This window comes from Neobacillus sp. KR4-4, assembly GCF_042136325.1.
Taxonomy (GTDB): Bacteria; Bacillota; Bacilli; order Bacillales; family Cytobacillaceae; genus Neobacillus.
The window spans coordinates 1-18,535 of sequence record NZ_JBHHJU010000039.1; the positions used below are offsets into that span (position 1 = coordinate 1).

The 18,535-nt window shown below is 38.6% G+C and carries 17 protein-coding genes and 1 riboswitch; of the genes, 8 read left to right on the top strand and 9 right to left on the bottom strand.

Features of this window, described 5'->3' with window-relative positions; translation table 11 throughout:
* Positions 1-354 precede the first annotated feature (354 nt).
* Together ACE198_RS25675 and ACE198_RS25680 are read right to left on the bottom strand one after the other, a co-directional pair.
* Positions 355-1,191 (bottom strand): YihY/virulence factor BrkB family protein, encoded by an 837-nt coding sequence (locus ACE198_RS25675; RefSeq protein ID WP_375377520.1) that lies wholly within the window; start codon positions 1,189-1,191, stop codon positions 355-357.
* 13 nt (positions 1,192-1,204) lie between these two features.
* Positions 1,205-1,576 carry a YtxH domain-containing protein gene (locus ACE198_RS25680; RefSeq protein ID WP_375377521.1) on the bottom strand — a complete coding sequence of 124 codons (372 nt, stop codon included), beginning with the start codon at positions 1,574-1,576 and terminating at the stop codon, positions 1,205-1,207.
* A gap of 193 nt (positions 1,577-1,769) precedes the next feature.
* Here ACE198_RS25680 and ACE198_RS25685 point away from each other — a divergent pair, with 193 nt between their 5' ends.
* On the top strand, positions 1,770-1,994 hold the full coding sequence (locus tag ACE198_RS25685) for a DUF1128 domain-containing protein (protein WP_098575695.1): 225 nt from the start codon (positions 1,770-1,772) through the stop codon (positions 1,992-1,994).
* 39 nt (positions 1,995-2,033) lie between these two features.
* Here ACE198_RS25685 and map read toward each other — a convergent pair whose 3' ends face one another.
* A complete protein-coding gene (gene map, locus ACE198_RS25690; protein WP_375377522.1) occupies positions 2,034-2,783 on the bottom strand; it encodes a type I methionyl aminopeptidase in 750 nt (249 codons plus the stop codon).
* Between the two features lie 270 nt (positions 2,784-3,053).
* On the opposite strand from map, the gene ACE198_RS25695 reads away from it, so the two are divergent.
* Positions 3,054-3,380, top strand: coding sequence for a helix-turn-helix domain-containing protein (locus tag ACE198_RS25695; protein ID WP_026564443.1), 327 nt, complete (start codon positions 3,054-3,056; stop codon positions 3,378-3,380).
* Positions 3,381-3,469: 89 nt separating this feature from the next.
* Here the strand turns inward: ACE198_RS25695 and ACE198_RS25700 are convergent, their stop codons facing one another.
* Positions 3,470-3,592 carry an anti-repressor SinI family protein gene (locus tag ACE198_RS25700; RefSeq protein WP_098575697.1) on the bottom strand — a complete coding sequence of 41 codons (123 nt, stop codon included), beginning with the start codon at positions 3,590-3,592 and terminating at the stop codon, positions 3,470-3,472.
* 30 nt (positions 3,593-3,622) lie between these two features.
* Positions 3,623-3,710, bottom strand: a riboswitch (cyclic di-GMP riboswitch).
* A gap of 616 nt (positions 3,711-4,326) precedes the next feature.
* Between ACE198_RS25700 and ACE198_RS25705 the strand changes: the two genes are divergently transcribed.
* The gene (locus ACE198_RS25705; RefSeq protein WP_098575698.1) at positions 4,327-4,530 is read left to right on the top strand and encodes a hypothetical protein; all 204 of its coding nucleotides are present in this window, start codon (positions 4,327-4,329) and stop codon (positions 4,528-4,530) included.
* A gap of 233 nt (positions 4,531-4,763) precedes the next feature.
* On the opposite strand, the gene hutH is transcribed toward ACE198_RS25705, so the two are convergent.
* The gene (gene hutH, locus ACE198_RS25710; RefSeq protein WP_375377523.1) at positions 4,764-6,290 is read right to left on the bottom strand and encodes a histidine ammonia-lyase; all 1,527 of its coding nucleotides are present in this window, start codon (positions 6,288-6,290) and stop codon (positions 4,764-4,766) included.
* Between the two features lie 323 nt (positions 6,291-6,613).
* Between hutH and ACE198_RS25715 the strand changes: the two genes are divergently transcribed.
* The 5 genes from ACE198_RS25715 to ACE198_RS25735 all read left to right on the top strand — a co-directional run bounded on the left by ACE198_RS25715 (position 6,614) and on the right by ACE198_RS25735 (position 12,866).
* Positions 6,614-8,701 (top strand): DNA topoisomerase III, encoded by a 2,088-nt coding sequence (locus tag ACE198_RS25715; RefSeq protein WP_375377524.1) that lies wholly within the window; start codon positions 6,614-6,616, stop codon positions 8,699-8,701.
* Positions 8,702-8,807: 106 nt separating this feature from the next.
* Positions 8,808-10,076, top strand: coding sequence for an MDR family MFS transporter (locus ACE198_RS25720; protein WP_375377525.1), 1,269 nt, complete (start codon positions 8,808-8,810; stop codon positions 10,074-10,076).
* Between the two features lie 338 nt (positions 10,077-10,414).
* Positions 10,415-11,647, top strand: coding sequence for an aminopeptidase (locus tag ACE198_RS25725; protein ID WP_375377526.1), 1,233 nt, complete (start codon positions 10,415-10,417; stop codon positions 11,645-11,647).
* A gap of 144 nt (positions 11,648-11,791) precedes the next feature.
* Entirely contained in the window at positions 11,792-12,181 is a 390-nt protein-coding gene (gene mscL, locus ACE198_RS25730; protein ID WP_098575703.1) for a large-conductance mechanosensitive channel protein MscL, read from the top strand.
* Positions 12,182-12,230: 49 nt separating this feature from the next.
* Positions 12,231-12,866, top strand: coding sequence for a Bax inhibitor-1/YccA family protein (locus ACE198_RS25735; protein ID WP_251459233.1), 636 nt, complete (start codon positions 12,231-12,233; stop codon positions 12,864-12,866).
* A gap of 71 nt (positions 12,867-12,937) precedes the next feature.
* On the opposite strand, the gene ACE198_RS25740 is transcribed toward ACE198_RS25735, so the two are convergent.
* From ACE198_RS25740 to ACE198_RS25755, 4 genes are all read right to left on the bottom strand, one after another.
* On the bottom strand, positions 12,938-14,680 hold the full coding sequence (locus ACE198_RS25740) for an aromatic amino acid hydroxylase (protein ID WP_375377527.1): 1,743 nt from the start codon (positions 14,678-14,680) through the stop codon (positions 12,938-12,940).
* Between the two features lie 38 nt (positions 14,681-14,718).
* A complete protein-coding gene (locus ACE198_RS25745) occupies positions 14,719-15,237 on the bottom strand; it encodes an RNA polymerase sigma factor (RefSeq protein ID WP_251459237.1) in 519 nt (172 codons plus the stop codon).
* Between the two features lie 94 nt (positions 15,238-15,331).
* Entirely contained in the window at positions 15,332-16,666 is a 1,335-nt protein-coding gene (locus ACE198_RS25750) for a polysaccharide biosynthesis protein (protein WP_375377528.1), read from the bottom strand.
* Positions 16,667-16,771: 105 nt separating this feature from the next.
* Positions 16,772-18,526 carry an FTR1 family iron permease gene (locus ACE198_RS25755; protein ID WP_375377529.1) on the bottom strand — a complete coding sequence of 585 codons (1,755 nt, stop codon included), beginning with the start codon at positions 18,524-18,526 and terminating at the stop codon, positions 16,772-16,774.
* Positions 18,527-18,535: the final 9 nt, after the last annotated feature.

Genomic DNA, 18,535 nt, shown 5'->3' on the forward strand with positions numbered 1-18,535 from the left:
GGCTCCCCGAACCGCCCGCGGAAAGCGAAGCCGCCTGGAACGGAAATCAACAGACTAGTTTAATGAGCCAAACAAAAAAGACTGTCGATTTAAAACCCGAAATCCTTCGGATTTGTCGACAGTCTGACCGGATGAACATTCATCCGGTCTTTTTGTTTATATGAAGAAAAGCCCATTAGTGATAACCATTAGAACCGTTTGCTGAACCGGAAGTTTTATTTCCTTTGCTTCCTTTACCCTTTTGCTTTGTACCGCCATCTTTTTTTGTTTTCTTTGTCATAATAAGAACCTCCTTGGTGAAAGTATCCTGCCTCCTTAGTTTGAACAGATAGGCAAGTTTCATGAAGGTAACTATTAGCAATTCTTACGATTTTTTTCACTATAAAAGGCATTGATTTCTCCACCTAAAATAATAATAAATGCCGATATATACAACCAAATCATTAAGACAATGATTGCCCCAATACTGCCGTAGGTTAGCGAATAATTACTGATATTTCCTACGTAAAATGTTAATCCGATTGAGGAAACAATCCAGCCGACTGTTGCAAACGCGGCACCTGGAAAGGCGCTTCGGCATTTTAATTTTACATTTGGCGCAATCCAATACAGCCCTGTAAAAATAAGGAACAAAATAATTGCACTAACAAGCCAACTTAATGCATTCCAGAGCTTAATAAATTCTGTGGTGTAGCCCAATTGAGAGAATAAAAAAATACCTATTTCTCTACCAAATACTGGGAGAACAATCGCAAGAATTAATACCAGGATCATCCCAAATGTTAATAAAATAGCCATTCCCCTTGAAACAATAAATGAACGGCTTTCCTTGACATTATATGCCTTATTAAATGCCTTAACGATCGCATTTATTCCGTTCGATGCCGACCAAATGGTTCCAATGATCCCGAACGAAAGCAAACTCCCATTCCGATGGTTCATGATATCATGAACATTTTTCTCAATTAAATCCATGGCCTCGCTTGGGGCAAAATCTCTTACTATTCCGAGCATATCCTGATGTGGAATCGGAAAATAAGGAAGAAGTGTAAATAAAACAATCAGGAGCGGAAATAAGGATAATAGAAAATAATAGGCCAACTGCGCACTTAAGCCTGGCAAGTCATCTTCATCGATCCGATGCCAAAGTAATCGTAGTAGAGACGAGCGGACATTTCCTCCCTTTTCCATCTACATCCTCCTTTTAATCAATTTTATCTTCCTCGACTGCCACTTCCTCTAAAAGAAGCGCCTCATCATCCTTCGAGAAAGTATCCTTCGTTTCTTTTATCATGTCAGTTACCTGAGGTGTTAATTCGCGTAATTCTTCTACCTTATCTGTGATAAAGGAGATATCTTCATTAACCTGCTTTACGGTTGTCTTGACTTTTTCAGCTGTTTCCTTAACTTTCTCCGCAATTTCACCAGGATTTCTAAAAACATAGGTAAGTCTTGATGTGTTTTTTTGTACGTTTGCTTTCATCACTTCACGTGTTTGTTTATCTAAAAGGCTAATGGCCCCGCCAGCAATGGCCCCGAGTATCATTCCGCGCCAAAATTGATTTTTCTGTGTCATGTTAACGTCTCCTTTAATCCTTGTTATTATCAATAGTACCCCATGTAAAAAATACCAAAACCTGCATATTTTTATTTTCCTAGATAGACGGAGTGCATGCAAGTCCATATTCTCTTTTAATGATTTTTTTATTGACATATAATTTCTTACATGAAAAGATGAACTTAATAATTATTCGGAAAGGATGACCGAAATGAATTTATCTGAAAAGTCGATTGAAAATGTTGAATTTATGATTGAACAAATAAAGGAAAAGTTAAAAGTCTTGAACCTTGGTGCGATTAAACCTTCACATTTTGATGAAGAAATGTACGAGGAACTGAAAGAGATTTATGATATGGTCCAAAGAAAAAATTCGTTTAGTCCTAATGAAATGCAAGCATTAGTAGAAGAGCTTGGAAGCCTTCGAAAGAAATAAAGCGAAAACCCGTTATGCACATAACGGGTTTGTTTGTTGTTAATCTTGTTCAGTTAAGATGACGGTCCCATCTTTGGTAATGGCAAGGGTATGTTCGTATTGCGCTGAATACTTTCCATCAATAGTTCTTGCCGTCCAGCCATTGAGATCCATTTTTGTTTGATATCGTCCTACATTAACCATGGGCTCGATTGTAAAGACCATCCCTTCTTTGATTCTTGCCCCTTTGCCTGGCAGTCCATAATGAGGAACATCCGGTTTCTCATGAATTACAGCGCCAATTCCGTGGCCAATAAAATCTCTTACAACCGAAAACCCTTCGCTTTCAACATATTTTTGAATTGCGTGCCCAATGTCTCCGATTCGATTACCGACAACGGCCTGTTCGATCCCTTTATACAGCGCTTCTTTTGTTACTTTTAATAAACGCTCCGTTTCCTCTGATACGTCTCCAACTGCATAGGACCAGGCAGAATCCGCTAGCGCACCGTTGTAATTAACAACCATGTCTACCGTCACAATATCCCCTTCGTTTAAAGGTTCTTTCCTTGGAAAGCCGTGGCATATTTCGTCATTTATACTTGCACATGTCGCATATTCATAGCCCTTATAGCCTTTTTGTTCTGGAGTCGCACCTTTTTTCTTAAGAAATTCTTCCACAAAGGCATCAATTTCCCAAGTGGTAATACCTGGTTTAATCAATTTAGCTATTTCTTTATGACAGGCAGCTAGAATTTCCCCTGCCTTTTTCATTGCATCTATTTCACGTTGTGATTTAAGGACAATCATTATTGTAGGGTCCCCTTCCTTTTTATTTATTTTTATGTATGCAAATCAAAATTGTTATTCGACTAAAAACATACCACTAATAAATTATAAAACATGCCGCAATAGGCAACACTTTTAATATAACTCTATCCTGATATTTTTTCAAAAATACTTTATCTATATTATTTCATAAAGTACATATTTTCCTTATTAATTTGTTCTTAATATGGTGCTTTCTTATTCTTTTTGATAGAATTAATGTAGAGTGAATAATAATTGGGTGTGAGACAAATGATTGGTGATCGCGTAAAAAAATTTCGCTTAGATAGAAAGATGTCACTTTCCGAACTTGCTGCTCAAGCAGGTGTGGCTAAATCTTATTTAAGTAACCTTGAAAATAACAAACAAGAGAATCCTTCTATAAAGTTTCTAGAAAAAATCGCTGTTGTTTTAAATATTCCTGTAGATCACTTGATACATGAAGAGATTAATAAAGAGGAACTAGATATTGATTGGATGAATCTAGTCAAGGACGCAATGAATTCGGGCGTTTCTAAGGAACAATTTCGAGATTTCCTTGAATTTAACAAATGGCGAATTAATCAAAATGATAAGTAGAAATAAAACAATCTTATTGAAAAAGAAAAGCATTCTACAAAAAAGTTATTTTTGTGTAGAATGCTTTTTTTGTACTTCCATGTGTCTTATCATCTCTCTGTGACCAAGAAATCACGAACTGCTTCTATGGATAACCCTAAGTCCTTTGCTTCCAATATGAGTGCAATCCATTCCTGATCGATTACTTCAAATTCATTTTTCGTAATAACCACTATACTCACTCCTAAAATACAGAATGTATTCCAGGTAGCCCGGCCATCCTAGCAAAAAACCTGCCTTAGACCCTCGGCTTTGCGTCCCTGCTTTTCAACAGGTTTGCCTTTTTCTGACATTTAATAAAACTTAAGTCACTGAATTCGATAGGACAATTTACTTAATCGTTATTGATATTATATCTAGTCCTATTTTAGTTGGTTGTTGTAATTTGTCGTATTGATTAAATTTTCACACAATTATTTATAACAAATTATACCATATTTCTACAAAAATATCCCAATTAAGACTTTTAATCTAAACACCATCTGTCAAAATAGTTAGTTTTTGGAAAAAACCTTGTTGTTTACTCCTTTCGTTAGCCAAAACCAGAATACTTTTCCAACATATAACTTAAATATTTGTCTAAGCTGTGAAAATTGGCATATAATGTAAACAACGAAATTATTTTCTGAATATTATTAATATTCTAGAGTAGGTGGTGATTTCATACAATGACCTTTATCCATGTGTTGAATTTTTCAATTCCGATTGCATTTATTGTGTTTGCAGGGTATTTTTTGGATCGCATATGCAAGCCAGACTCCACCAAACAAAAAGTTGGTGAAGATTGAATCTATTAAAAGGATTCCACTGTCATTCAGCTTTTTCTTTTTTGTGGAAGGAATTAAAAAAGTAATTATTTCACTCTGTTTCGGGAATGATACTTGCGTAGACGAAAGGAGTGTTGTAATTGGCACGTGGAGAACATTTTGAACATAAAAAGAAAAACCATCCAGGAAACTTCCCGGAAGGCAGTTTAACAGAAAAACATGCGAAAGAAGCAGTTGGTGACGAAGAATTCCTAGTTGTACGTGAAGCGTTTAAAAATCGTGTAGAAAACGAGGATGAGTATCGAGGAGATACTGCCCGATTACTAAATGATCAGACAGAATAAAAGGCGTGAGCATCTCACGCCTTTTTTTTATTAAGAAAAGCGCAAGCGCCCTGGTCAGCGGCGTATGGCCTGGAGCACTCCAACTGAGATAAAGGAAACACGAAGAGCCGGAGGCGATTCGATGTTGACTTATCGTAGGGCGGAGAGCGAAGGACACTAGCCGCTAGGGCGCTGGAGCTAGACAGTAATCTAAGTTCAAAAACTTATCTTTCTTATTTTTTAAGAATTCATTATTAGAATTGTCCCTTTTCAATCCTTAAGTTTCTAATAAATGGTGAAAAATCGATTGACTTAAGCCAATAAGCAGCTTTTTCAATATCCTTTGAGAATACCCTATCTTGTTTAATGGATGCTACCTGTTCGCGTGCCTTGTCGTAAAACAATCTAGTATTTGCAGCCATTTTATCAATCCCGCGAATCTCCACCGCCTGCATCGCACAAATCAGTTCAATTGCCACAACTCTTCGTGCATTCTGGATAATTTGATAGGCATGCCTTGACGCAATTGTACCCATACTTACATGGTCCTCCTGATTAGCAGAGGATGGGATGGAATCAACACTGGCTGGATGGGCAAGTGTTTTATTCTCTGATACCAGTGCCGCTGCCGCATATTGCATGATCATTGCCCCAGATTGCAAACCAGGTTGAGGACTAAGGAATGCTGGTAAATCATTCAACTGCGGATTAACCAATCTTTCAATCCGTCTTTCTGAAATATTCGCCAGTTCAGCCACGGCAATTTTCATAAAATCCATTGCAAAAGCAATCGGCTGTCCATGAAAATTCCCCCCAGAAATCACCTTTTCCCCATTATCAAAGATTAATGGATTATCCGTTGCCGCGTTCATTTCAATTTCTAATTTTTCTTTCACATAATCCAGAGCTTGCCACGATGCACCATGAACCTGTGGAATGCAGCGGAGAGAATAAGCATCTTGAACTCGTAACTCGCCCTGCTGTGTAGTTAATAAACTATCACTTAAATAACCACGGATTCTTGCGGCTGTATCAATTTGTTGTTTATAACCCCTAGCAACATGAACTTCTTCCGCAAATGCATCAATAATTCCATTTAACCCTTCCATTGTCATAGCTGCAATTAGCTCACTTTCATGTGCTAGTTGTTCAGCCTCCAAATACCCGATCACACCCATAGCTGTCATCGCCTGTGTCCCGTTAATAAGGGCTAGACCTTCTTTGGCCCCCAAGGTTAAAGGCAAAATTCCCTCTTGTTGGAGTGCTTCAAAAGCCGCCATTTGCTTCCCTTTGTAAAATACCTCTCCCTCGCCAATTAAAACCAGTGCAAGATGAGAAAGCGGGGCTAAATCACCGCTTGCCCCCAGAGAACCTTGCTGTGGGATAACAGGAATGATATCCTGATTTACTAACTCTAATAATTTTTCAATGACAACAGGTCTGACTCCTGAAAAACCCTTGAGGAGAGCGTTAGCTCGTAGAAGTACCATTGCTTTGGAAACTAATTCTGGAAAAGGTTCACCAACCCCGCATGCATGGGAGCGAATTAAATTAAGTTGGAGGTCCTGAACATCGTTTTTATCAATAAGGACGTCGCTGAACTTTCCAAATCCTGTCGTAATTCCATAAACTACTTTTGATTCAGAAACAATTCTTTCAACTGCTTCTCGACTCTTCTTAACTGCTTCCAGGCTCTCACTTGAAGCCATGATCTTTTGTTTTCGATATAAAACATCTTTCATCTGCTCTAATGTTAAACTTCCACCTGTCAGTGTTATCATATCGTCTCTCTCCTCTACCACTGTAGTATAATAAAGAAAGAGGCTGGATTCCGAATCTAATAGATTGGGAGTCCAGCCTCTTTTATGATGAATTGATTGAATTTTTTCAGATGCCTCATGGGTATCATTCCATTCTTTATTTAACTTAGTGATAATATTGTATGGTGTGCTAAGCATATTTGTCAATTTAATTTCCAGAATTTTACGACGATAATACTTTAGCGAGATAATAAATGAAAGGAAAAATGCTTAGGTTACAAAATATCTTGAGATTCCGTTATACTATATACAGGTTAAAATGGATGTACCTGAAAGGAGTAACTATGAAATCTCTTGTACTTGCTGAAAAGCCAAGTGTGGCTAGGGAACTTGCCCGTGTACTTGGCTGCAATCAAAAACATAAAAGTTATATGGAAGGCAATCAATATATTGTCACATGGGCACTCGGCCATTTAATTGAATTAAAAATGCCAGAACACTATGACACAAAATATAAAACCTGGAATTTAGAGGATTTGCCGATTATTCCACAAAAAATGGGCTTAATGGTCATGAAGCAAACCAACCATCAATTCCGTGCGATTGAAGCCTTAGCAAAACGGAAAGACATTAACGAATGTATCATTGCCACAGATGCTGGTCGTGAAGGTGAACTAGTTGCGCGCTGGATTCTTGAAAAGATTCGCTGGAACAAACCCTTAAAAAGATTATGGATTTCTTCGCAAACAGATAAAGCCATTAAAGATGGGTTCAAGCAATTAAAGCCTGGTAAACAATTTGAAGACCTTTACCATTCGGCCGTTTGCCGGGCGGAAGCTGATTGGTTAATCGGATTGAATGTAACAAGAGCACTAACAACAAAATATAAAGACCCCCTATCGGCAGGACGGGTTCAGACCCCCACTCTTGCTCTAGTTTTGGAACGAGAACAGCAGATTCAATCCTTTGTTCCAAAAGAATATTGGACAATTCGAGCCGATATTGGCCCACTTTCAACAGATTGGGAACGGGACAATGAAAAGCGCATCTTCGATAAAGCAAAAGCTGAAGCGATCCAATCAAAAGTAAACGGTAAGAAAGCTGTACTTGATAAAATTGATCGCAAGAAAAAATCAGAGCCCCAGCCCCTGCCTTACGATTTAACTGAATTACAGCGGGATGCAAACAAGCGATTTGGTTTCTCTGCGAAAAAAACATCTTCTGTTTTACAACGTCTTTATGAGCAATACAAATTGGTCACATATCCTAGAACTGATTCACGCTATTTAACCACTGATATGATGAACACAATGATAGACCGCTTGCATGGTATGGCTTCTGGGTATAAAGAAGAAGTTCGTCCACTGCTAGCAAACAAGGGGATTGTGCTCGCCAAACGCGTCTTTAACAATGAAAAGGTAACAGACCATCATGCGATCATCCCAACGGAACAAAGACTTAATCTTAATGAACTTGATTCAGATGAAAAAAAACTTTATGACATCATTGCAAGACGTTTCTTAGCACTGTTTTTACCTGCTTATGAATTTGAAACCATACAGGCAACATTTAAAGTGGAAGGCGAAACCTTTATCGCCAAAGAAACAAATGTAATTGAATTGGGCTTTAAAAAGGTGTTAGGAAGAGAAGGTGCGGAACAATTAACTGGGCTGCAAAAATTAGCTCAAGGTCACTCGTTTGAGGTAAAAGATTGTTCAATCAGCCAAAAATGGACGGAGCCGCCGCAACGCTATTCCGAAGCTGATGTTCTCTCACAAATGGAGAAATTCGGACTAGGGACACCAGCAACCAGAGCAGAAATTATTGAAAGACTTGTAGAAACGGAAGTCGTTGAGCGACAGAATGGACGCTTCCACTCAACTAAAAAAGGCAAGCAGCTCATTGATCTTGTTAATGATGAATTAAAGTCACCGGAACTAACGGCAAAATGGGAACAGGAACTTGAGAAAATCTCCAAGGGAAAGGCGGACCCGAAAGCCTTTTTACAAAAGATTCGCCGTCAAACGGAGCAGTTGGTTTCTGAAATTAAAAAAAGTGAGAAATCCTATCGTGCCCACAATTTAACCGGTTCAAGATGTCCTGAATGTAACGAATTCCTAAAGGAGCGGAATACAAAGGAAGGCAAAATTCTCGTTTGCTCGAGTCCAGAGTGTTCCTTCCGAAAACGTAAGGATCCAAAGCTCTCCAACCGACGGTGCCCGCAATGCCATAAAAAAATGGAAATTCATAATGGAAAAGCAGGTGCGTACTTCCAATGCCGCCGATGTAATGTCGTTGAAAAAGCAGAGGACAAGAAAAAAGCAGTCAATAAAAAAGAAGCACAAAAGCTCGTCCAGAAATACACACAAAAAGAAGATTTCGGAACCAGCTTAGGTGATTTACTTAAACAAGCCTTAAACAATCAGGAATAATCATAAATGGTAAGCACTTAGGATGTGCTTACCATTTATGTTGTAAGTTTTTCGATTCGGCTAGTAGTATTATGGTTGGTCATAATTTTAGAAACGAGGACAATCTATGAGGATTAGAGATTGGGATCCTAATTTAAAAGTTCGCTTATTTAGCGAAGCAATGATGAATATCACATTTTGGATGTTTTTTCCGTTCTTAACGATTTACTTCGCAGAAGAGTTCGGTAAAAGTAAAGCAGGATTATTATTAGTTTTTTCACAGGTTTTTTCTGTACTTGCTAACCTTATGGGCGGATACTGTGCTGACCGGTTCGGGCGCAAACGAATGATGGTTCTATCAGCAATCGGTCAAGGCCTTTCGTTTATCGCATTTGGCTTCGCTAGCTCACCCTGGTTTGAATCCCCGTGGATGGGCTTTATCGCTTTCGCAGTAGCCGGTGTGTTCGGTTCCTTTTATTGGCCGGCAAGCCAAGCGATGGTTGCAGATGTAGTAGATGAAAAGGACAGAAGTAATGTGTTTGCCATTTTTTATACATCTATTAATATTGCGGTTGTGATTGGCCCGATTTTAGGAGCGATTTTTTATGTTCATTACCGTTTCCAACTATTACTTGTGGCTGGGTTAATTTGTATTTCCTTAGGACTTATTCTGGCCAAATGGACCCGTGAGACAGTCCCCGTTACACATAATTCTCTTTCGTCTGAAGGGAAATGGTATGACTTTTTAAAAAATCAACTAAAGGATTATTCTCTCATTGTTAAGGATAGAACTTTCCTGCTTTTTATCCTTGCAGGTGTATTAGCTGGACAAACATTTATGCAATTGGACTTGTTGATTCCAGTTTATATAAAGGATGTCTACCAAGCTCAAAGTCTATTTTCAATAGGAAATTGGTCATTTTCTGTCAATGGTGAGCAGGCTTTTGGTTTGGTGCTCGCAGAAAATGGCTTCCTTGTTGCACTTCTGACAGTAATTGTCACAAAGTGGATGAGTAGTTATTATGAAAGAAATGTATTTGTTCTCTCGTCAGTCGTATACGCCATTTCAATGATTCTATTTAGCCAAACCACTTGGATTTGGGGGTTAATAATCGCGATGTCGATTTTCACGTTTGCTGAGTTAATGGGAGCTGGACTCCAGCAAAGCTTTGTATCGCGACTTGCTCCTGAGAATATGCGCGGTCAATACTTCGCCGCTGCAAGCCTGCGATTTACCATAAGCCGAACCATTGCCCCACTTGCCATTCCAATGACGGTATTACTTGGCTATAGCTGGACGTTTTTCGTGTTGGTTTTCCTTGCCTTGTTAAGTGCTGGGATGTATTGGGTCATGTTCCATTCATTTGAAAAACAAAATATTAAATCACATATATAAATACTGGTCAATAATCTCTTAATATTTGTACTAAATTGTTCACATTTGCCCAATTTGTATTATAATTAACTTATAAAGATAATTAATATAAGGGCGGTGGAAACAATGGAATTATCCCAGTTCATGGCTCCAACATCATTATCAGGTATTATTACATTCTTAGTACTATTTTCCGCAGGTGTTTATTTTAATATAAAAGTATACGGCAGCAAAATGCAGTAAGGATGAAAATCTTTACTGTTTTTTTTAGGTGCCCATTTGCTTAATTGGTAATAGTTTCTTTTTCAAATTAAAAACGCTACAATATAGGAAGATTCAGAAAAAAGGGAGACGTACATATGAGTGAATTTCAAAAAACACTTGAAAAATATGCTGAACTAGCTGTTAAGGTTGGGGTAAATGTTCAGAAAGGTCAAACTCTAGTCGTTAATGCTACATTAGATGCAGCGAATTTTGTTCGTCTAATTGTTAAAAAGGCCTACGAAACAGGTGCACAAAATGTCATCGTCAACTGGAACGACGATACTGTGACGAGAACAAAATATGACTTGGCTCCAGATGATGCATTCCTTGAGTATCCTGTTTGGCGTGCCAAAGAAATGGAAGACCTAGCAGCTAAGGGTGCAGCCTTTATGTCAGTTATTTCTACTAGCCCAGATTTGTTAAAAGGTGTGAATCCAGAACGAATTTCTAACTTTAATAAAGCGGCCGGAACAGCCTTGGCAAATTATCGGAAAGCCGTACAATCCGATAAGGTGAGTTGGACGGTTATCGCCGCTGCGTCCCCTGAATGGGCTGCAAAAGTATTCCCTGATGAGCCTGTTGAAAACCAAGTCAAAAAGCTTTGGGATGCGATTTTTAAAGCAGTACGTGCAGATGTTGAAAATCCAGTAGAAGCTTGGAAGAAACATGATGAAACTCTTCATGAAAAAGTTCATTATTTAAATGAAAAACGATACCAAAAGCTTCATTACACAGCGCCTGGTACGGACTTAACGATTGAGCTTCCTGAAAAACACATCTGGGTGGGCGCAGGCAGTATTAACGAAAATGGCTTCGAGTTTATGGCAAACATGCCGACCGAGGAAGTGTTCACTGTCCCTTATCGAACAGGTGTGAATGGTACAGTTGCCAGTACAAAACCTTTAAGCTATGGTGGCAATATTATTGACCGTTTTTCGATTACGTTTGAAAATGGAAAAATTGTTGGCGTAAAAGCAGAAGAAGGTGAAGAGATTCTTAAGCGCCTTGTTGATACCGATGAGGGCTCCCATTACCTTGGTGAGGTTGCACTTGTACCATATAATTCACCAATTTCCCTATCAAATGTCCTTTTCTTTAATACATTATTTGATGAGAATGCCTCAAACCATTTAGCAATCGGCAGTGCCTATGCTTTCTGTATCGAGGGCGGTAAGAAAATGTCTTCTGAAGAATTGAAAGAGCACGGTCTGAATGAAAGTATCACCCACGTCGATTTCATGATTGGCTCCACTGAGATGGACATCGATGGAATCACCGCAGATGGCAAAACAGAACCTGTGTTTAGAGGCGGAAATTGGGCATTCTAATAAAGCGTAAGAGCAGGATCACCTGCTCTTTTTTATATTTCCGATTGCCTAGATTACTCGGACATGTCGAACTCGAAATTGCCATTATCGATGATTAAGTTGTAGAATAGATAATTATCAAAAAACTGGTAGGAGGACGATCTTATGTGGAATGAATTTAAACAATTTGCCATGAAAGGCAATGTTATTGATTTAGCTGTGGGTGTTATTATCGGCGGGGCGTTTGGAAAAATTGTCTCATCTCTTGTCGCCGATATTATTATGCCCTTAGTTGGATTAATCATCGGAGTAGTCGATTTTTCTAAGCTTGCCTATGGCACGTTAGCGTATGGAAAATTTATTCAAACAGTAGTCGATTTCTTAATTATCTCGTTTTCAATTTTCCTATTTGTGAAATTTATCAACCGCTTTAAAAAGAAAGAAGAACCAGCTGAAGTTGTAGTAAAAGCGGACCCAACTGTAGAATTGTTAGCAGAGATTCGCGATCTTCTAAAAGAAGATAAAGATTTTTTCAGAAAAAATGAAACATCTTGACCCATTTATCGTATATGTTAAGTAACAAATAATTTTCGAGGTGAAAAAATTGTATTCACAAACATCTACTGAATTTTTACCTTCTGTTATACGAACGTTTGCCCTTTCCCTTGCGATTGCTTTCTTGGGCACAATGGCAGGTGTTTTTGTTCCAGATAGTTTATTTATGCCGCTAGCGATACTAGAATTTGTCATGCTCATGATTGCATTCTTTTTCAGACGTAAGAAGGCTATTTCTTATTCCTTCCTATATCTCTTTACGTTTATATCTGGAATTACGCTTTTCCCTATCGTAGCCTATTACACAGCTGCTGCAGGAGCAAATATTGTTGTCATGGCATTTGCTAGTACAACCGTAGTTTTTACTGGTGTTGCTATTTATGCAACAAAATCAAAACAGAACTTTTCCTTCTTAGGCGGATTCCTTCTTGCTGCTTTACTCGCCTTAGTGGTTATTTCCATTTATAATATTTTCTTCCCATTAGGCTCAACCGCAATGCTTGCATTCTCCATCATCGGAGTAATCGTATTTAGCGGGTATGTTCTGTTTGACTTCAATCGCATGAAGCATTATGGGGTCAGACCGGAAGAAGTACCATTGATGGCATTAAACTTGTACTTGAACTTTATTAACCTATTTATAAGCATCCTGCGCATTTTTGGAATTCTTTCCAGCAAGGACTAAATAGAAAAGCGCAAGAGAGCTGGAGCTAGACAGCATAAGAAAGGAGCTTGGATTCCCAAGCTCCTTTTCCTTTAACTATTATTGATTAAAGTGAACCCGCGTTGAATCACCTGATTAACTGATTTTCCCCAATTTTTGTTTCCTAATAGTTCCGAAATAATTTTAACGTTAGGATGGCTGCTATTTTGCAACTTATAGATTTCGAGTATTTCGAGTCTCAATAACCACTCATTTGGATATTTTTGATCTAGGGTCTCTATTACTTTTTCCAATCTGGTCCAACACTGTTCATTCCATTCCGTTCCCTCACGGAGACTGCGAATTTCTGCATAAAGGCTTTCAAGTTCATTCAGTCGTTGAACTTCTGCATCTACCAGACTATCTGTATCATTTATTGGCCATTCAAAGAATTTATCTGGATCTGCTGCACCTGCATACACAGACGTTATTGCTGCGCCAACCGCCATATCATATGTCCCCCATGATGGCTCAAAAAGAATTTGCCCCTGATAAGTTACTTGGCAATCCTGAAAAGAGATTAAGATAGGATTTCCTGCTGACATCAAAATTGACTTCACAATCCCCTTCACATTGACACCGCTTTCAAATTTCAATACGGCTTCGCTTCCCTCAATTATACCTAAATCCTTTAATTGAGACAGCGAACAATTCTCTAATGCTATCTTTCCTTCCAGAACTCCTATTGGTGTTCCAAAGCCTTTATGATGTGTATCTTTGCCATGACCATTTAATTCGTTATGGTCAAAAGATAGTGCAGTCGGCCCTTTGGTTCTGATATAAACAGCCTCTCCCTTGTCATCCTTCCATATTGTTGCCAAGGTACCAGTCACTTGCAAGCCAGAAGAGAAAACAAATGTTGCAAGATTATCAGATTGCAAGGCTTTATCAAGGCTTTCCGTCCCGCCTTTCTTAAAGGCCATCGTCGAAGCAAAATGATCAATTGCCGCTGCTAATTCATCAAAATCTTTACAGACAAATAATTGCGGCTGCGGCTTCGTGACATCATATGGTGTCTTAATGCATTCTTCAACTGAAAATGGAATCTTCTTCACATCATCGGCTAGACAGCTTTGACTCTCACCAACAGATGAAAGCAAACCAGCTCCGTAGATCTTCGGATTGTTCAGGTCACCTACCAAGCCATATTCTACCGTCCACCAGAAAAGCCTTGAAACCATATCTGATTCAGATAGTCCCTTCACCTTTTTCCTCGCTTCTGCCACAAGCCTTTCTGCCTCTTTCACTTTTTCAGGGGTCGAATGAGGATCTTCTGCAACAATCGTTAAATGGCGGACGGCTTTAAATACCTCCAGTTTTTCTTTACTAGCGAGTGCTTTTGCCCCCATCTCACCAATTTTCCTTACAAATTCCCGATAAGATTTATCCAATAAAATTGGCGCATGTCCGGCCGCCTCATGAATCATATCCGGTGCAGGGGTATAAGCAATGTTTTGGATATTTCTTATTTCTGTTGCAATCGGTAAAAGGCCACTTGCGAGAAAGCCATAAAAGACAGAACCAGGAATTAGACCATCAATCGTTACAGCCCCCCATCCAACTTTGGCTAGGCTCCTATTCATATCATCGACCTTTGGAATGGATTCGGTTTTAATACCTGAATCTCTCAGGCCATTTACATAAGCGGGATGGGCAATATCCTTTAAAAAGTAATGATTTTGCTTCATGACAAACCGCCACACCGCATGATCAATGGGGGTATAGCGATGGTAATACTGTTTTGAAATATATGGCTGCAAGTGCGCCTGGCCTCTTTTTGCCCCTTTTCCAGTCATGATGAACATTCTCCTTCTCAAAGAATATTTTACTGGTATCATGCCAGTGACTGCATTTTTGGCCGGAGTCTTTCCTTCGCCCTTCTCATCCTTGTTTTAACCGTAGACATGGGAAGGTTACTTTTCTTCGCAATTTCGACGAGAGAAAAATCTTTATAGTAATATAAATAAATAGGATATCTATAGATTTCTGGTAAAAGGTTAACCTTTTCAGCCATTTGTGCTGCAGAGAATTTATGTAACACTTCCTCTTCCGGGATAACGGTTGGTTCGAGTGAGGCTGAATAGGAATAAACTTCTTCCCTCCAAAATTGCTTTGATTTATTTTCTTTCCGCCAATAGTCACGGCATTTATTGATGGCAATCGTAAATAACCATCCTTTAAATTTGGATTGTTCCTTTATTGAAGGATATGCTAAATATGCAGAGAGTAATACCTCCTGATAGATGTCTTCAGCAAGTTCTTTATGCTTCACCAATGATAAAATATATTTATAAATGGCTCTACCGTATTCCATGACCACTTTTTCAAATGATGGGGTACATTCATTTTTCATTTTCCTAAACCTCCATGTCGAAAAATAACTTTTCATATTAATAGACGGAGTGGAAAGTGGAACCCCTACAGTTCTGAAGTAATTTTCTCTAAATTTATCTTTCAGTAGGATTTTGAATGAGCCTCTGCATAAATAAACTGATCCCGATTTTTTTACAAATGGTTATATAATGCATAAGCGCTAACAAAACAGCGCCTGTATTCATGCCAATAATAACCCCGTTCATTCTCCATTCCGGCATGGCGGCAAGCAGGAGAATGAGTGCAAAGGAGATGATGGTCGACCAAATGATATGAATAAAGGTCTCTTTAAGTAGATTAAGTCCAAATAAAAAGGCCTGCATTGGCATGATAAAGAAGTGAAATAGGAAAAATGGCCAGAGTAATTGTAAAAATACAGCTGGTGTTTCTGATTTAAAAAATAGCGAAGTTAACTCGGGTGCAAAAAAGTAGAAAATAGCTACTGCTGCGACCCCGTATACAAAGGTGAGCTTCATCACCTGTTGAAGCATTTTTTGGAGCTTTTGATAATCACCCTGAGAGTAAGTCTTGGATACAGCCGGAATTAGAACAACCATAAGGGAATGGGCAATAAATGCAGGGAAAAAGCCAATTGACATGGCTACCCCCATCAGCAGCCCAAATTGCTCGGTCGCTACTGTTTCGCTCATGCCAGAACGGACCAACGCCGACTTAATGATAAAGGGCTGTATGGCACCAGTGAATGCTGAAAACAACCGAAGACCCGTGGTTGGAATCGATACTGCCATTAAATTCTTTTGGACTACCTTGCGCTTCATATTAGAAAACGGTTGTCGTTTCAATTGTTGGAATTGGATAATAAACATGTAAAATAAATATAGGAACACAACAATCTCGCTGCCAATAAATGTGCCAATTGCGATTAACAATGACTCAGACGTATCAAAGGCAAACAAACGAAAGAGGAGAAACAACCCAGCGAGTTGAATGGTTTTCCTTAAAAAATTAGAGACTGCTATTTTCCCCATTTGTTGCTTGCCCATAAAATATCCCCTCGCGACAGACGTGAAGGAAATGATTGGAATTAAGATCAAAACAAGCCATCTAACATATGGATGGTATTTATCAAACACAGGAATAAACGGAATAATCACAGTAGCTGCTAAAAAAAGGACAGCAGAGAATACAATCGTAATCGAAATGGCATGATGAAGGATATTACGGTGATAACGGTCTTCCCTTTCTGCAATAAATTTTGAAATGGATACAGGCAACTCAAAGCTTGATAGTAATACAATGAAGAATATTGATGGCAAAATGGACATATACAGTCCTAGCCCGTGTGGTCCTAATTCTCGAGCAAGAATCATATTTACTAAAACTTCAATACCTTCCCCTAAAAAAGCAGCGGCAGCTAAAAAGAATATACCCTTATAATAAATCCTCAATTTTTTCTCCTCCATACTAATCTCACTTCTATAAACTTATGAGACAAGTTCTTTGATTAGTAGGAGAAAATTTTTAGAGTAACGAAAAAAGGACCTAAGGCCCTTTTAAATGTTAGTAATGATTGTTCTTTTTTTGATCATCCAAGTTAACCCCACAATGACGATGACTAATAATAACTGGGTAATTGTTGTTTCCAAAGTTGGATATAAACCAATCCAATCAATAAACGGAAGCTGTTGCACGGTGCTTGTTGACAACACATCCGAAATCTGCAGCGCATGGATACTAATACCAAGAATTTTAAAGGCTAAAATATAAATAAGAATAGTTGCTGCTTTAAAGAAAAAGCGAATCGGTATTTTTACACTGTAGTAAATAATGGCGAACCCAACAATGGCCAGGATTCCCACTGCCAGGATCACACCCAATACCAAATGCTGCATACTAATGTATGGGGTAATTCCTGTATAGAAAATGATGGTTTCTGCTCCTTCACGGAACACAGATAGAAAACTAATGAAAGCAAAAGAAACTAAACTTCCTTTGGCAATGGCTTGTTCCATTTGTTGATTGATGTATTTGTTCCAGTTCCCAATACTGGATTTATTATGGAGCCATGCTCCAACTGTTAACATCATGATCACAGCAACAACTCCAGTAATTCCCTCTATATATTCTCGGCTGGAAGCTGCAACGATACTTGAAAATACAATATTAATAATAATGGCTAATACTGCACTTGCTAGGATACCTGCGCCAACACCCGCCCAGATCCATTTCTGTTTTGCACCCTGACCCATTTTCTTCAAAAAGGCAAGCAATGTAGCGACGATTAATAGCCCTTCTAACCCCTCGCGCAGCAAAATTAATGCCGCATCCCATAAAGAATAATCAGTTTTACTAATTAACGGTGCAAGACGTGAATTTATTTCTGTTACAATCTCCTCTGCTTTTAGACCATCGACTTTAGCAGAACTTAAGAGACTAATAGCTGTAGGTATTTTGGTTTCAAGATCACTATACAGTTTACTATCCCTCGTCTGAACATCTCCTTCAACCATTGGCCATACGTTTAGGACTTCATTTAACTGGTCAGCAGCACTATTATAGTTTTTTTGTGAAATCTGTGATTCTGCCTTACTTAATAATATAGAGAGATCCGATAGTGTATAATCACTTTGAACCTGTTTAGAAACCTTCCCTGCTAAGAAATTTTCCACTTCACTTGATAGCTTCTCGATATTTGTTTTCGCCTTGTCTAAATCGACCGGACTCTGGGTGATCGCGATTCGAATTAAAGCCATGTATTTCTCGATACTGCCGTAGGTAGCAATGCTCTCATCATGGACAATTTTTTCCGAACTATTCCATTTATTTAGCAAGGTTTGATATTGAGTTTTCAATACTGCTTGATTCCCGTCCTCAATCGATTTCTTTAATGCGGCGATGAGCGGTGTCATCTGTTTTACTTGTTCTTTTCCTTTTTCTTTATCTTGTGGATTTTGTTCTTGGTCATAGAGAACTACCGCACTTGAGAGAGACGAAAGACTTTTTGACAGAACGTCCTTTTCTAGATTCCCTTCGGTTAGTAAGCTTTGAACCTCTTGAAGTGCTTGCTCAACCTTTTTAGCCTGTTCACTATCCGTGTTCTTAATCGCTTTCCATTCGTTTGCAAACTGTTCCATATTGGTCGAAACGGTTGATTGGTCTCCATCCTTGGTTTTCATTAAACTATCACCAATAAGAACGAAAAGTTCATCATGATTTACTTCCGCTTTCGCTGGATGAACGGTTTGAATAAAAACGAAGAGCATCATGAGAATTAATATAGATATATTTTTTGTTTTAAATCGTAACATGTGTCTCTC

Excerpts from the sequence above, each read along its gene's own strand:
- ACE198_RS25740 (WP_375377527.1), bottom strand. The coding sequence starts at position 14,680 with ATGACTGGAAAAGGGGCAAAAAGAGGCCAGGCGCACTTGCAGCCATAT.
- ACE198_RS25680 (WP_375377521.1), bottom strand. The coding sequence starts at position 1,576 with ATGACACAGAAAAATCAATTTTGGCGCGGAATGATACTCGGGGCCATT.
- mscL (WP_098575703.1), top strand. The coding sequence starts at position 11,792 with ATGTGGAATGAATTTAAACAATTTGCCATGAAAGGCAATGTTATTGAT.
- hutH (WP_375377523.1), bottom strand. The coding sequence starts at position 6,290 with ATGATAACACTGACAGGTGGAAGTTTAACATTAGAGCAGATGAAAGAT.
- map (WP_375377522.1), bottom strand. The coding sequence starts at position 2,783 with ATGATTGTCCTTAAATCACAACGTGAAATAGATGCAATGAAAAAGGCA.
- ACE198_RS25725 (WP_375377526.1), top strand. The coding sequence starts at position 10,415 with ATGAGTGAATTTCAAAAAACACTTGAAAAATATGCTGAACTAGCTGTT.
- ACE198_RS25755 (WP_375377529.1), bottom strand. The coding sequence starts at position 18,526 with ATGTTACGATTTAAAACAAAAAATATATCTATATTAATTCTCATGATG.
- ACE198_RS25695 (WP_026564443.1), top strand. The coding sequence starts at position 3,054 with ATGATTGGTGATCGCGTAAAAAAATTTCGCTTAGATAGAAAGATGTCA.
- ACE198_RS25745 (WP_251459237.1), bottom strand. The coding sequence starts at position 15,237 with ATGAAAAATGAATGTACCCCATCATTTGAAAAAGTGGTCATGGAATAC.
- ACE198_RS25675 (WP_375377520.1), bottom strand. The coding sequence starts at position 1,191 with ATGGAAAAGGGAGGAAATGTCCGCTCGTCTCTACTACGATTACTTTGG.
- ACE198_RS25715 (WP_375377524.1), top strand. The coding sequence starts at position 6,614 with ATGAAATCTCTTGTACTTGCTGAAAAGCCAAGTGTGGCTAGGGAACTT.
- ACE198_RS25685 (WP_098575695.1), top strand. The coding sequence starts at position 1,770 with ATGAATTTATCTGAAAAGTCGATTGAAAATGTTGAATTTATGATTGAA.
- ACE198_RS25720 (WP_375377525.1), top strand. The coding sequence starts at position 8,808 with ATGAGGATTAGAGATTGGGATCCTAATTTAAAAGTTCGCTTATTTAGC.